The 13,162-nt window shown below is 66.1% G+C and carries 11 protein-coding genes; 7 read left to right on the plus strand and 4 right to left on the minus strand.

Translation table 11 applies throughout. From position 1 onward, the window contains the following. Positions 1-8: 8 nt before the first annotated feature. The 7 genes from MJ122_RS11390 (at position 9) to MJ122_RS11420 (ending at position 7,691) form a co-directional block, all read left to right on the plus strand. A complete protein-coding gene (locus MJ122_RS11390) occupies positions 9-482 on the plus strand; it encodes a PaaI family thioesterase (RefSeq protein ID WP_017518677.1) in 474 nt (157 codons plus the stop codon). Continuing rightward, entirely contained in the window at positions 479-925 is a 447-nt protein-coding gene (locus MJ122_RS11395) for a PaaI family thioesterase (protein WP_017518676.1), read from the plus strand. Before MJ122_RS11390 ends, MJ122_RS11395 begins: the two co-directional genes overlap by 4 nt. Next, positions 926-2,170 (plus strand): MFS transporter, encoded by a 1,245-nt coding sequence (locus MJ122_RS11400; protein WP_239744226.1) that lies wholly within the window; start codon positions 926-928, stop codon positions 2,168-2,170. It abuts the gene before it with no gap. 128 nt (positions 2,171-2,298) lie between these two features. After that, positions 2,299-4,203: a molecular chaperone HtpG gene (htpG, locus tag MJ122_RS11405; protein ID WP_239744227.1), complete on the plus strand. Its 1,905-nt coding sequence runs from the start codon at positions 2,299-2,301 to the stop codon at positions 4,201-4,203. A gap of 158 nt (positions 4,204-4,361) precedes the next feature. Further along, the gene (locus tag MJ122_RS11410; protein ID WP_239744228.1) at positions 4,362-5,432 is read left to right on the plus strand and encodes an SMI1/KNR4 family protein; all 1,071 of its coding nucleotides are present in this window, start codon (positions 4,362-4,364) and stop codon (positions 5,430-5,432) included. Between the two features lie 2 nt (positions 5,433-5,434). After that, positions 5,435-6,625 (plus strand): DUF4303 domain-containing protein, encoded by a 1,191-nt coding sequence (locus MJ122_RS11415; RefSeq protein WP_239744229.1) that lies wholly within the window; start codon positions 5,435-5,437, stop codon positions 6,623-6,625. A 334-nt stretch (positions 6,626-6,959) separates the two neighbouring features. Beyond that, positions 6,960-7,691 (plus strand): dienelactone hydrolase family protein, encoded by a 732-nt coding sequence (locus MJ122_RS11420; protein WP_088417261.1) that lies wholly within the window; start codon positions 6,960-6,962, stop codon positions 7,689-7,691. A gap of 40 nt (positions 7,692-7,731) precedes the next feature. Here the strand turns inward: MJ122_RS11420 and MJ122_RS11425 are convergent, their stop codons facing one another. From MJ122_RS11425 to MJ122_RS11440, 4 genes are all read right to left on the minus strand, one after another. Then, positions 7,732-9,012, minus strand: a complete 1,281-nt coding sequence (locus MJ122_RS11425; RefSeq protein ID WP_239744230.1) for a cytochrome c — start codon at positions 9,010-9,012, stop codon at positions 7,732-7,734. Next, a complete protein-coding gene (locus MJ122_RS11430; RefSeq protein ID WP_239744231.1) occupies positions 9,009-11,249 on the minus strand; it encodes a molybdopterin cofactor-binding domain-containing protein in 2,241 nt (746 codons plus the stop codon). The genes MJ122_RS11425 and MJ122_RS11430 overlap by 4 nt, the downstream gene beginning before the upstream one ends. Continuing rightward, the gene (locus MJ122_RS11435) at positions 11,246-11,737 is read right to left on the minus strand and encodes a (2Fe-2S)-binding protein (protein ID WP_239744232.1); all 492 of its coding nucleotides are present in this window, start codon (positions 11,735-11,737) and stop codon (positions 11,246-11,248) included. Before MJ122_RS11435 ends, MJ122_RS11430 begins: the two co-directional genes overlap by 4 nt. A gap of 171 nt (positions 11,738-11,908) precedes the next feature. Then, positions 11,909-13,162 carry a sugar MFS transporter gene (locus tag MJ122_RS11440; protein WP_088417257.1) on the minus strand — a complete coding sequence of 418 codons (1,254 nt, stop codon included), beginning with the start codon at positions 13,160-13,162 and terminating at the stop codon, positions 11,909-11,911.

Here is a 13,162-nt window from a genome sequence, read left to right on the forward strand (position 1 = left end):
CCCCTCCCATGTCCGAAAACCCACTCCTTGAGCGCGCCCAGCGCTTCCTGTCGGCGCTGCGCCACTGCCAGTTGCTGGGCATCAGCGCACACGCGGCGGATGCCTCCGGCCTGACTCTGCGGCTTCCCTACAGCCAAGCCATTGTCGGAAACCCGGAAACCGGCGTGATCCATGGCGGCGCCATCACCACGCTGATGGACACGACCTGCGGCATCTCCACAGTCTGCGTGCTGCCGCAGTTCGAGATCTGCCCGACCCTGGACCTGCGCATCGACTACATGCACCCGGCGCAACCGCACAAGGACGTCTTCGGGTTCGCCGAGTGCTATCGGGTCACCCCGAACATCATTTTCACCCGCGGCTACGCCTACCAGGACGACCCCTCGGAGCCCATCGCCCATGTGGTCGGCACCTTCATGCGGATGGGCAAGGCGGTTTCCGCCGGCGCCGTGAAGCGCGACGTCGAAGGGAGCCAGGGATGAGCACGGTGAACATCGAGGCCATGGTGCGCACGGCGCACGAGAGCAAGAACTACGATCCGCTGCTGGACATGATTCCCTACGCCCGCCTGCTCGGCATCCGCTGCCTGCGCCTGGGTGACGACGCGATCTTCCACCTGCCGGCCAACCCGGACAACATCGGCAACCCGACGCTGCCGGCCCTGCATGGCGGCGTGATCGCCGGCTTCATGGAGCAATCGGCGCTGCTCCACCTGCTGATGTTCATGGGCATCCCGCACATGCCCAAGATCATCGACTTTTCCATCGACTACCTGCGCGCCGGCCATTTCCGCGACACCTATGCGCAGTGCCAGGTGTGGCGCCAGGGCCGGCGAGTGGCCAACGTCGCCATCACCGCCTGGCAGACCACGCGCACCGAGCCGATTGCCACCGCCCGCGCGCACTTCAAGGTCGACGGCGCCTGAATGGACACGCTGCTCATCCTGCTCGGCCTGCTGCTGATTCTCGCCGGGTACGTCTGGCTGATCGCCCGTGCGTTCGAGCGCAGCCTGTTCTGGGGGCTTGCCAGCCTGCTGCCGCCCCTGGCGCTGTTATTCATGCTGATTCACTGGCGCCACGCCCGCAGCGCCGTTGCCCTCGGTGGCCTGGGCTGCATTCCGCTGGTGGTCGGCCTGACCCTGCTGGCCAGCCAGGACAGCGCGCGCCTGCAGGCCATCCTCAGCCTGGAGTGGCTCAGACCCGAACCGGTCGTGCAGCCTGAACTGGCTATCGACCTGCGTGGCGAACTCAACGGCAAACTCTTCGTACCCGAGCAGGCCGAATTCATCGATGGCGTGCTCAGCCTGCGCGAAGGGCAGGACTTCTATGCCCACCGCGAAATCCAGGTACGCCTGGCGGCGCCGGTCAGCGGGCCGATCCGGCTCGACGTGCTGCCTGACGACAAGGGCCGCCTGCCGGAAATTGAACTCAGCTGGCTCGCGCCAGGCCAGGACCTGCCCGAGGCGATACGCCTGCAGCGCGGCTACAGCCTGCATCTGGACCTGACGCCGAAGGCCCCCAATCGCCTGGAGGGTGCCTTCCACCTGGTGCTGCCGGCGCAAATGCAGACCACGCTATCGGGCCGTATCGAAGTCTTCACCGACCGACTGCGCTACCACGACGGGGAGGTGGATACTCGCTTCGACTCCCGCGATACCCTGCGTTACGTGCTGCAGGACTATCTGCAGCGCCGCTTCGCCCGCCGCGATGTCGTCATCAGCAGGATGCCCGCGCTGGATACCCAGCGAGCCGCCCAGGAGGTGCCGTTGACGGTCGAGGTAGGGGGCCAGTCGCAAGCCCTTCAGGTCACGCTGGAGAAGACCCCGACGCGTGGCTGGGGCGTGCGCGGCGACCGCTATCCGCGCCTGAAGGCGGTGAGCGCCGCCGCGCCGCCGGCGCCGTCCACTGTCGCAGCGCAAGCGAGCGCTCCTGTGCCGCAGGCAGTGGAAAGCGGCCGCCTTTCCCTGGAGCGCCTGCTGTCCGCTCCGCAGCGCTACGTCAATCGCGGTATGCGCGTGACCACCGAGCGCGGGCGAATCGCCGAAGGGGTTTTCGTCGGCCTCGATGCCGACGGCCGCATTGTCATCCGCCAGGTCATCGACGGGCCGGGTGAGGCCAGCTACACGCTGCGCCCCAGCGAAATCACCGACATCGAGCTGTCGGCGCGCTGACCCTGCGCCGGCGGCCCTGGCCGAGGAAGCGGCGAATTTTCGCCAACCCCTTGAATTGGTTCGGGAAGCCCCCATCTCGCTGACATCGGCCGCAAGACGCGGCATTTGTCACCTCGGAGCGAGAAACGATGAGCGCGGAGACTCAAAAAGAAACACTGGGCTTCCAGACTGAAGTGAAGCAACTGCTTCACCTGATGATTCACTCCCTGTATTCGAACAAGGAAATCTTCCTTCGCGAACTGATTTCCAATGCCTCCGACGCGGCCGACAAGCTGCGTTTCGAGGCGCTGGCCAAGCCGGAATTGCTCGAAGGCGGCGCCGAGCTGAAGATCCGTGTGAGCTTCGACAAGGACGCCAAGACCGTCACTCTCGAAGACAACGGCATCGGCATGAGCCGCGAGGAAGTGATCGCGCACCTGGGCACCATCGCCAAGTCCGGCACCGCTGATTTCCTGAAGAATCTTTCGGGCGACCAGAAGAAGGACTCACACCTGATCGGCCAGTTCGGCGTGGGCTTCTACAGCGCCTTCATCGTCGCCGACAAGGTGGACGTCTTCACCCGCCGTGCCGGCGCACCGGCCAGCGAAGGTGTGCATTGGTCCTCCAGGGGTGAAGGTGAGTTCGAAGTCGCGACCATCGAGAAGGCCGAACGCGGCACCCGCATCGTCCTGCACCTGAAGGACGGCGAGGACGAGTTCGCCGACGGCTGGCGTCTGCGCAACATCGTCAAGAAATACTCCGACCACATCGCGCTGCCCATCGAACTGCCGAAGGAGCACCACGGCGAGGACGCCGACAAGCCGGCGGAAACCGAGTGGGAAGTGGTCAACCGTGCCAGCGCCCTGTGGACCCGTCCGCGCACCGAGGTGAAGGACGAGGAATACCAGGAGTTCTACAAGCACATCGCACACGACTTCGAGAACCCGCTGACCTGGAGCCACAACAAGGTCGAGGGCAAGCTCGAGTACACCTCGCTGCTCTACGTCCCGGCCCGTGCGCCGTTCGACCTTTACCACCGCGAGGCCCCGCGCGGCCTGAAGCTGTACGTGCAGCGCGTGTTCATCATGGACCAGGCCGACCAGTTCCTGCCGCTGTACCTGCGCTTCATCAAGGGCGTGGTGGACTCCAACGACCTGTCGCTGAACGTCTCCCGCGAGATCCTGCAGTCCGGCCCCATCGTCGATTCGATGAAATCGGCGCTGACCAAGCGCTCGCTGGACATGCTGGAGAAACTCGCCAGCAGCGACGCCGAAGCCTACAAGGGCTTCTGGAAGAACTTCGGCCAGGTGCTGAAGGAAGGCCCGGCCGAGGACTTCGCCAACAAGGACAAGATCGCCGGCCTGCTGCGCTTCTCTTCCACCAGCGACGAGAGCGGTGAGCAGAGCGTTTCCCTGGCCGACTACATCGGTCGCCTGAAGGAAGGCCAGGACAAGATCTACTACCTCACCGGCGAGAGCTTCGCCCAGGTGAAGAACAGCCCGCACCTGGAAGTCTTCCGCAAGAAAGGCATCGAAGTGCTGCTGCTCACCGACCGCATCGACGAATGGCTGATGAGCTACCTGCCCGAGTTCGACGGCAAGCAGTTCGTCGACGTCGCTCGTGGCGACCTGGACCTGGGCAAGCTGGATTCCGAAGAGGACAAGAAGGCCCAGGAAGAGATCGCCAAGGCGAAGGAAGGCCTGGCCGAGCGCCTGAAGGCCGCGCTGGGCGATGAAGTCGCCGAGGTGCGCGTGTCCCACCGCCTGACCGATTCGCCGGCGATCCTCGCTATCGGCGAGCAGGACCTGGGCCTGCAGATGCGTCAGATCCTCGAGGCCAGCGGGCAGAAGGTGCCGGAATCCAAGCCGATCTTCGAGTTCAACCCGGCCCACCCGCTGATCGAGAAGCTCGACGCGGAAGCCGACGAAGACCGCTTCGGCGAGCTGACCCACATCCTCTTCGACCAGGCCGCGCTGGCCGCGGGGGACAGCCTGAAGGACCCGGCCGCCTACGTGCGCCGCCTGAACAAGCTGCTGGTGGAGCTTTCCGCCTGAGCGCTGTGAAGGCTTGAACAGACGCCACGATTTCAGTGCTGGGATCGTGGCGTTTTTCATTGAGCCTGGATATGAAAGATCCCGTGCAAGGAAGATCCACTGCTCGGAAAGCTGATTCTGTGCCGATGCAAGCATCTGCGCCGTAAAGGGAGAAGGGAATGACACAACCCGTCGGGAGAACCACCGGGGCCTTCGCAGGCTTCGATCTGGAGGGCTTCTGGGACGATGGCGACTACTCGGCCAGCCATTACACCGAGCCAGCCCCCAGCGACGAACTGATTGCGCAGATCGAGGCCGAGTGCGGCTACCGCTTGCCGGACGCCTACGTGGAGCTGGCCCGGCTGCGCAATGGTGGCGCTGTCGAGCGCTGCTGCTACCCGATGGATGAGCCGACCGGCTGGGCCGAGGACCACATCGCCATCACCGGCCTCTATGCCATCGGGCGCACGGCAATCTATTCGCTGTGTGGCGACCTCGGGTCGGCCTTCATGCGTGCCGAATGGGGCTATCCGGACATCGGCATCGCCATTGCCAATACCCCCAGCGCCGGGCACGAAATGATCATGCTCGACTACCGCCAGTGCGGGCCGCAGGGGGAGCCACGGGTCGTGCATGTCGACCAGGAAGCCGACTTTGCGATTACCGAGGTCGCGCCGGACTTCGCGACCTTCATCCGCGGGTTGGTCAGCGAGGAGGAGTTCAACGACGACGCGGAAACTCTCGAGGCCGACCTCGCCACGGTGCAGCGCGGCACGCTGTCGCCCATTCTGCGCCGCGCGCTGGATGCCGCGGCGGATGAGCTGCCCGATGGCGAGCGGTACATTCGCCGCCTGGCCGAGCGGATCGTGCGCGCCAAGGGCTTTTTCGCCCTGCATGCCGACGCGGATTCGCAACTGATGTACGACGCCATGTTCTGGCTGTTCTCCCAGCTCAAGCTTGCCGAATCTTACGAAGACTTCCATGACTGCTCCCGGGAGCAGAGCGATTACCGGCGCCCCTGCTACACGCTGATGCTGACCACCCGCTATGTGGCCGACCCTTACGGGTTCTGCACGGGCGGCTATGCCCCCGGCTTCCTGAGTGACTGGTGGGAGGCGCGGCTTGCTGCCGGCAGCATCGTTCACTGCGAAGGGGGTTACCGTTTCGCCGCGGATTACGCGGCCCGGCTGGTTGGCACACTGCTGGCGATAGACGAACCGTCAGGACAGCTCAGCGATATCGGAGAGTAAGGATGCGCTCAGAGCAGAAGTTCGACTGGAAAGCCCTCGAAGACGCTGCCGTGGATCATCTGGTCAGCGCGGTGCGGCGGATTCGCCAGACCCATCCGCATGAGACGGTCTATGGCGCGATGTTTCATGAGTTCTACGGCGACGGCACGGTCCTCTATTGGCCTATGGTGACGGTCGGTACGCAAGAGGTCCTGGCTCAGGTGGCCGCGGATTACGGCGATGATGGCGAGGACTTGCGCTGGTCCGGCCCGGACCTGAGCCAGTATGCCGAAGACCATGGCTTCGAGCCGGGCGAGGAACAGGATCGTTGGGCGACGCAGTGCGCCGAGTTCGCCCAGGCCATGGCGAAGGGCAGCTTCAGCGCCTGGGAGGAGGTCTATGAACGCTTCCTGCACTGCTTCCCCCGTGCGGCCAGGCGCGCCCGTGCCCAGTTGCTCAGGGAGGGCCTGGTCGAAAAGCGCTTCATTGCCGTTGCCACGGATGAAGCGGGGGATCTGGTGCCGTTGAGCCTGACCCGTGCGCAGTTGCTGCGGCACTTCCCGATGTACGACGAGGCTGAGCGCGAACGTACGCGCATCGCGGCATTGCCGCTTGCGGAACAGGTCGCAGAAGTGGTGCCGCAAGCGGTCCGAGCTGCTGCCCCGGGGCCGTTGCTCGGCGAGTACGACGCACTCGTCCGCGCCCTGGGCGAAGTCGCGGTACCGGCGCTGCTCGACGTCGTCGCCGGGCGCAGCGCTGGCGAGGGTTGGCAGGCGAGCATGCTGCTTGCCGAGATCAATCACTCCACGCCCGAGGTGATCAGCACGCTCGCAACCACCCTGTGCAACGCAGCGGCCAACGAAAGCGAACGTGCCTGGGCCGCGTCAGCCCTGGCACGCCTCGACCGCATGGATCTGATTGCCGCGCATCTGGGCGCGCTGCCCACCGAGGTGGCAGCGCGTGGGCTCAGCGCTCCCTACCGCTCCTTCCGGGATCGTGGCAGACACCGTCCCCTTGACTACCGCCCACTTGAAGCTGTGCTGGCGCAGCACCCGGACATTGCGCCAGCAGTCGCCGAGGCATTGGCGCCTGGCTGTGGCTTCTGCACGCTTGAAGCCGACGAAGTGGCGGCGGCGCAGCAGGGTTTGGCCTCGAAGTGGTCCTTCATCCGCGAACATGCCCGTGCAGTGCTGGAGGCGTTCGAGCAGCAGTGATGCTCAGCGCACGACAAGGCAAACGGCTGGGAAGAGTCCTCGTGGAGTTCCTTGCCAGGCCGGACGCTACCCGAAAATCTGGACGGACCCTCCCGCGCAGCGCTGGACGGAACAGGAAGGACGCTTCCGGGAACTGCCCGACTTCGATCCTGTCTGCGTCACCATGCGGCGATATGTGTGGGTCAGCATCCATTGAAGGATGGCGGCCGAGGCCTTCTACCGGGCCTCCGGTTGCCGTTTGCCCTGAATGGATCACTCGTCGATCCCGGGCTTGTCGCACAGCGAGACGCTCGGTTCGCTATATTTCTCCGGCATTCACTAGAGGACTACCCCAATGAGTCAGATCAGCGTGCAACCGGTTGCCTACAGCCAGGACGGCGTGTCCTTCGAGGGCCAGCTGGTATTCGATGCTGCCAGCAAGGCGCCGCGCCCCGGCCTGCTGATGGCGCCCAACTGGATGGGCGTCAGCCAGGGCGCCGTGGATATCGCGAAGAAAGTCGCCGAGCGCGGCTACGTAGTGCTGGTGGCCGACCTCTATGGCAAGGACATCCGCCCCAATGGCACGGAGCAGGCGGCGGCCGCCATGATGCCACTGAAGAATGACCGCGCGTTGCTGCGCAAGCGTATGCAGCTTTCGCTCGCCACCCTGCTGGAGCAGGCCGGCAAGGCGCCGCTGGATACCAGCCGGCTGGCCACCTTCGGCTTCTGCTTCGGCGGTTGTTGCGCGCTGGAACTGGCTCGCGATGGCGCGCCGCTGGCGGCTGCCGTGTCCTTCCACGGTACCCTGGATACGCCGAACCCGGCCGATGCGAAGAACATCAAGGGCTCGGTGCTGGTCCTCGACGGCGCCATCGACCCCTTCGTGCCGCGTGAGCAACTGGCCGACTTCGCCAGGGAAATGATCGACGCCCAGGTCGACTGGGCCCTGACCAGCTACGGCGGTGCCGCGCATTCCTTCACCGATCCGCATGCGCAGATCCCCGGCAAGATGCAATACGACGCCAAGGTGGCACGCCGTGCCTTCGCCGCCATGTTCGACCTGCTGGAAGAGCGCTTCGGCGCCTGACCCGATCGGGGAGGGCGTTGCGCCGCTCCCCGTGCCGGCCTCAACGCAGCCTGGCGGCCTTGAACTCGAGGTCCGGCCAGGCGGGCAGGCCGGCGAAATCCTCTCGCAGATAGCGTGCCAGCGCGATGAGCTGCTCGTTGTTCAGGCTGTTGCGGAACGCCGGCATGTAGCCCAGCTCAGGGCGGGCGGGATCGCCGATGCCATCCAGGATCACTTTCAGCAGGTTGTCCGGCGTGGCCGCGTACAGGTTGCTGCTCACCGCCAGCGAGGGCCTGACGCCATTGAGACGCGGGCTGTCGCCGTCGTGGTGGCACGCCATGCAGGCGCCGTTGAACAGACGTCCACCGCTGCCACTGACGGGCTGCAGGGTGCCGTAGGTACGCTGCTCCAGCTCGACGGCCTGCTGCTCTGGCGAGAAGTCTGCCGCCTGCTCCGGCAGGAAGGTCGCCAGGTAGCGCGCCATCGCCTGCAGGTCGGCATCCGGCTGCTGGGCGAGCCCGGCGGCCACCGGCGCCATGGGGCCGGCAGCGGCTCCGTGATAGCGCGAGAAGCCGTTGCGCAGGTAGTCGTACAGGGTGGCCTGGGTCCAGGCAATGGCAGGCTTGCTGGCGCCGTTCAGCGGCGGGACCTGCCAGCCATCCACTGTCGCGCCGGCGAAGCGACTCTTGCCGGTGCGCTCGGCGCCCAGCGAGTTGCGAGGCGAGTGGCAGGCGCTGCAATGGCCCAGTCCTTCCACCAGGTAGGCGCCGCGATTCCAGGCTGCGTCGCGATGGGGTTGCGGCTGGAAGGGCCCCTTTTCGAAGAACAGGAAATTCCAGCCCGCCAGGATCCGACGCTGGCTGTAAGGGAAGGGCAGGCGATTATCCGGCGGTTCCGCTGACACCGCCGGGCGGCTCATCAGGTAGGCGTAGAGGTCGCGCAGGTCTTCGTCGCCGACGCGGGTGAACGCGGTGTAGGGGAAGGCCGGGTAGAGGTAGTCGCCCTCGCGCGCGATGCCTTCGCGCATGGCCCGCCTGAAGGCTTCGAAGGACCAGACGCCGATTCCAGTGTTGCGATCCGGGGTGAGGTTGGAGGAATAGAGCGTGCCGAACGGCGTGGCCATGGCGCGGCCCCCCGCCAGCGGAGCGCCGCCGTCGCGGGTGTGGCACACCGCGCAGTCGCCAAGCGCCGCCAGTTGCTGGCCACGGGCGGTGGCTTCAGCGCCGAAGCTGGCCGGCTCGGGTGGGTCGATGGGCGCGATGCTTGGCTGCCAAGTGAGAAACAGGCCTGCCGCGACAAGGCCGACAAGCCCGCCGATGACGGCCAGTGAGGCGTTTTTCATGAGGGTTGCTTCTCCTGCAGTGCGGCGCGAACCCGCTCAGGGGTGAACGGCGGGCGGGTGAAGCGCACGCCGGTTGCATCGTGCAGGGCATTGGCGATGGCGGCGGCGCTGGGCACGGAAGTGGATTCCCCGGCCCCCAGCGGCGGCGTGCCGGGGCGGTCGAGCAGCAGCGCGGTGATCCTCGGGACCTGGGGGAAGCCGAGGATCGGGTATCCACCCCATTCCAGGCTGGTGACACCGCGGCGGTCGAAAGTGGCGTACTCCATCAACGCGCGGCTGGTGGCCTGGATCACGTTGCCATGGACCTGGTGGCGCACTCCATCGGGATTGACCATCTGCCCGCAATCCTGGGCCACATGCACGTCCGTCACTCGGACGGCACCGGTGTGCGGCTCGACCTCGACGTCCACTATCCAGGCCGCCCAGGCCGAACCGAACCCCGGGAAGGCGCTGTGGAAGTAGCGTGCATAGGCGAAGCCGCGCCCGACCAGCAGGTTGCCCTGGCGCGCCTGCGGGTTGGGCGAAACGCGCGGCTGCCAGTGGGCGGAGGTGGCCAGGGCGTTGATCAGCGCCACCGCGCGTTCGTCGTGCAGGTAGCGCAGGCGGAACTCGATGGGATCGGCGCCGGCCATCTGCGCCAGCTCGTCGATGTAGGACTCGTGGGCGAAAACGTTGGGTAGTGCGGAGACGCCGCGCATCCACGACGCGCGGACGATGGGCGCGGCGTCATTGCAGACCACCCGAAGGTGTGGGTAGGCGTATTGCGGGACGGCGGTGCGGTCGCCCATCTGCGTCACCTGGGGCTTCATGTCCACCCGCGAGGTGAGCAGCAGCGCCAGGTTGATGCCGTTGTTGGAGGGGTAGCAGGTGGCGAAGTCGTAGGCGGCCACGTTGCCATCCTTGTCCAGCCCTCCGCGTACTTCGATCAGTTGCGCCGACCCCTTGGGCTCCCAGCCATGTTCCTGTTCGCGCATCAGCTGCACGCGCACCGGCCGGCCGACTGCCATGGCGAGCAGCGCGGCGTCGGCGGCCACGTCATCGGCGCAGTTGCGCCCATAGCAGCCGGACGCCTCCATCCGTATGACTTCGACCTGCTCGGGCGGCATGCCCAGCAGTGTCGCCAGGTCGGCGCGCAGGTCGTGGGGGTTCTGGCTGCCGGACCAGACCTTCATGACGCCGTCCTCGAAATTCGCCAGCGCACAGGACGGGCCGATGGAAGCGTGCTGCTGGTAGGGCCAGACGTAGGTGCGTTGCAGCGGGCGCTCGACCTGCTTGAGCACCGCTTCCATCTGCGCATCGTCCTGCAACAGGCGAGGCTGCCTGGGATGGGCGCGCAGGGTCGTTTCCAGGTCATCGAGGCCGAGCGGCGGCAGGTCGCTCCAGCTCTTCCAGCGGACCTTCAGCGCCCGCGCAATGCGGATCGCCTGTTCCTCGCGCTCGGCCACCACGCCGATGAAGTCGCCTACCACCACCAGGCGGACGAAACCCGGCAGGTGAGCGATAGATTGTTCATCCACCTCCACCAGGCTCCTGCCCAGCGGTGCGTTGACGTCGGCGCCGGTATAGGGCGGGCGTACCACGCGGCCATGGAGCATCCCCGGCAGGCGCATGTCGTGCACGTAGGTCAGCTCGCCGGTGACCTTGGCCGGAATATCCAGGCGCGGCACCGAATGGCCGACCACCCGGTAGTCGCTATGGGACTTGAGTGGCGCGCTGGCATCGATCTTCAGCTCGAATCGCTCGCCACGCAGCAGTTCGCCGTAACCGATACGCCGGGTCGGTTTGCGCTGGACGAAGATTTCCCCGTCCTCGCAGCCAAGCTGGCGGATGTCGGTCTTCAGGTACTGGGCCGCGCGCTGCATGAGGAATTCCCGCGCCTCGGCTGCCGCACGGCGCAACGGAATGGCGCTGACCTGCAGGCTGGAACTGGCAATGGTCGGGCCCTGGTCGGGCGTATAGCGGGTGTCGCCCAGCAGCAGGCTCACCTGCTTGACGTCGACGTTCAGCTCCTCTGCAACTATCTGGCTCAATGCGGTGCGGATACCGGTGCCGAGGTCGACATGGCCGCAGGCGGCGGTAATGGTGCCGTTGCCGGCGATGGCGATGAAGCTGTCGACCTGATCCAGCGGCAGGGGAAGCGCGGGGGTGGGCTGTGCCAGCAGCGGGCGCGGCAACTGCACGCTGACCAGCAGCACGCCGCCCGCTTTGAGAAAATCGCGACGACTGAAGCGATTCATGCCGGGCTCTCCTGCCCGTCGTCGCCAGCGCGGCCGGCGGCACGCCGCACGGCGTTGAGGATTTCCACATGGGTACCGCAGCGGCACAGGTTGTAGGCCAGCTCCTGGCGAATCTGGTCGTCGCTCGGATTGGGATGGCGGGCAAGCAGGGCGGCGCTGGTCATGATCATGCCGTTGGTGCAGTAGCCGCACTGCGCGGCCTGTTCGGCGATGAAGGCCTGCTGGACCGGGTGCGGAGCTTCGCGCGTACCCAGGCCTTCCAGCGTGGTGACCTGCCGGCCCACGGCCGCACTGACCGGCGTGATGCAGGAGCGGGTGGCGACGCCGTCGAGGTGGACGGTGCAGGCGCCGCACTCGCCCAGGCCGCAGCCGAACTTGGGCCCGTTGAGCTGCAGGTCGTTGCGCAGCACGTACAGCAGAGGCGTGTCGGCCGCCACGGCAAGCTGCCGGGTCTGGCCGTTGACGACCAGCGAGAGGGGATCAGCCACGGGGTGGGCTCCTTCCTGAAAGAGTCTGACCGACACCGCGACCAAGGCCGATGGTGCAGGGAAAAGGAAGGAAGTCTTCGGGAGCGGCCTGACGTGAGCTAGGGCGTGCAGGCCGAAAGGACTGTAGGAATCAGGTGATAGGGCGCAAGCGCTGCGCCCCGTCAAGAGTCTTCAGGCGTGGCCAGCGGAGGCCGCGGAAGGCAGGTCGGCGCGGTAACCGCGTGCTCCGAACCAGACGATGTACAGGTAGCAGACCAGCGGGACGGCGAATGAGGGCAACAGGCCGATACGGTCGGCGAAGAAGGCTTGCACCAGCGGCATCACGGCGCCGCCGACTATCGCCATGCAGAGCAGGCCCGAACCTTTGCTGGTGAGGTTGCCCAGGCCCTCCAGCGCCAGGGAGAAGATGGTCGGGAACATGATCGAGTTGAACAGGCCGATCAGGATCAGCGCCCACATCGCCAGATGCCCGCCCACGCTCAGCGCGATGCCGATCAGCACGGCGATGGCCACGGCATTGAATGCCAGCAGGCGGTTCGGCGCGATGCTGCGCATCAGCGCGCTGCCGATGAAGCGCCCGACCATGGCGCCGCCCCAGTAGAACGACAGGTATTTGCCGGCCTGCTCGGCGGGCAGCCCGGCGATGTCCGGCTGGCCCATCAGACTGACGAGGTAGCTGCCGATGGAAACCTCGGCGCCGACGTAGCAGAAGATCGCGATGACCCCGAATACCAGGTGCCGATGGGCGAAGATCGACTGGCGAGAGGCCACGCCGTCAGTGGGCTCGCCGTGATGGATCTGCGGCAGTCGGAACAGGGCGATCAGCACGGCAATGATAAACAGCAGGCCGGCCAGCACCAGGTAGGGCGTCTTCACCGAGTCCGCTTCGCTGGCGGCGGAGCTGCCGATCTGCGAGGCGGCTCCTGCACCGATGGCGAGGATGGTCAGCGAACCGACCAGCGGGCCGACCGTGGTGCCCAGGGAGTTGAACGCCTGGGTGAGGTTCAGCCGGCTGGCTGCGGTGGACGCCGGGCCCAGCACGTTGACATAGGGGTTGGCGGCAACCTGCAGCAGGGTGATGCCCGAAGCGAGGATGAACAGCGCGGCGAGGAAGAACGGATAGGACTGCGCGCTGGCCGCCGGGTAGAACAGCAGGCAGCCGACGCCAGCGGTGGCCAGGCCGACGATGATCCCGCGTTTGTAGCCGACCATTTCCACCAGCCGCCCGGAGGGGAAGGACATGACGAAATAGGCGCCGAAGAAGCAGAACTGGATCAGCGAAGCCTGAACATAGGACAGGGTGAAGACCGCCTTGAGGTGCGGCACGAGGATATCGTTCAGCGAAGTGATCAGGCCCCACATGAAGAACAGCAGGGTCAACACGGTGAGGGCGCTGGTGTGGCGGTTGGCGGTCGACTGGTCCAT

The organism is Pseudomonas sp. DP-17 (assembly GCF_022380625.1).
GTDB classification, from domain to species: Bacteria; Pseudomonadota; Gammaproteobacteria; order Pseudomonadales; family Pseudomonadaceae; genus Pseudomonas; species Pseudomonas nitroreducens_A.

Coding starts and splice junctions, on each gene's coding strand:
- MJ122_RS11390 (WP_017518677.1), top strand. CDS start 9: ATGTCCGAAAACCCACTCCTTGAGCGCGCCCAGCGCTTCCTGTCGGCG.
- MJ122_RS11395 (WP_017518676.1), top strand. CDS start 479: ATGAGCACGGTGAACATCGAGGCCATGGTGCGCACGGCGCACGAGAGC.
- MJ122_RS11400 (WP_239744226.1), top strand. CDS start 926: ATGGACACGCTGCTCATCCTGCTCGGCCTGCTGCTGATTCTCGCCGGG.
- htpG (WP_239744227.1), top strand. CDS start 2,299: ATGAGCGCGGAGACTCAAAAAGAAACACTGGGCTTCCAGACTGAAGTG.
- MJ122_RS11410 (WP_239744228.1), top strand. CDS start 4,362: ATGACACAACCCGTCGGGAGAACCACCGGGGCCTTCGCAGGCTTCGAT.
- MJ122_RS11415 (WP_239744229.1), top strand. CDS start 5,435: ATGCGCTCAGAGCAGAAGTTCGACTGGAAAGCCCTCGAAGACGCTGCC.
- MJ122_RS11420 (WP_088417261.1), top strand. CDS start 6,960: ATGAGTCAGATCAGCGTGCAACCGGTTGCCTACAGCCAGGACGGCGTG.
- MJ122_RS11425 (WP_239744230.1), bottom strand. CDS start 9,012: ATGAAAAACGCCTCACTGGCCGTCATCGGCGGGCTTGTCGGCCTTGTC.
- MJ122_RS11430 (WP_239744231.1), bottom strand. CDS start 11,249: ATGAATCGCTTCAGTCGTCGCGATTTTCTCAAAGCGGGCGGCGTGCTG.
- MJ122_RS11440 (WP_088417257.1), bottom strand. CDS start 13,162: ATGGACCAGTCGACCGCCAACCGCCACACCAGCGCCCTCACCGTGTTG.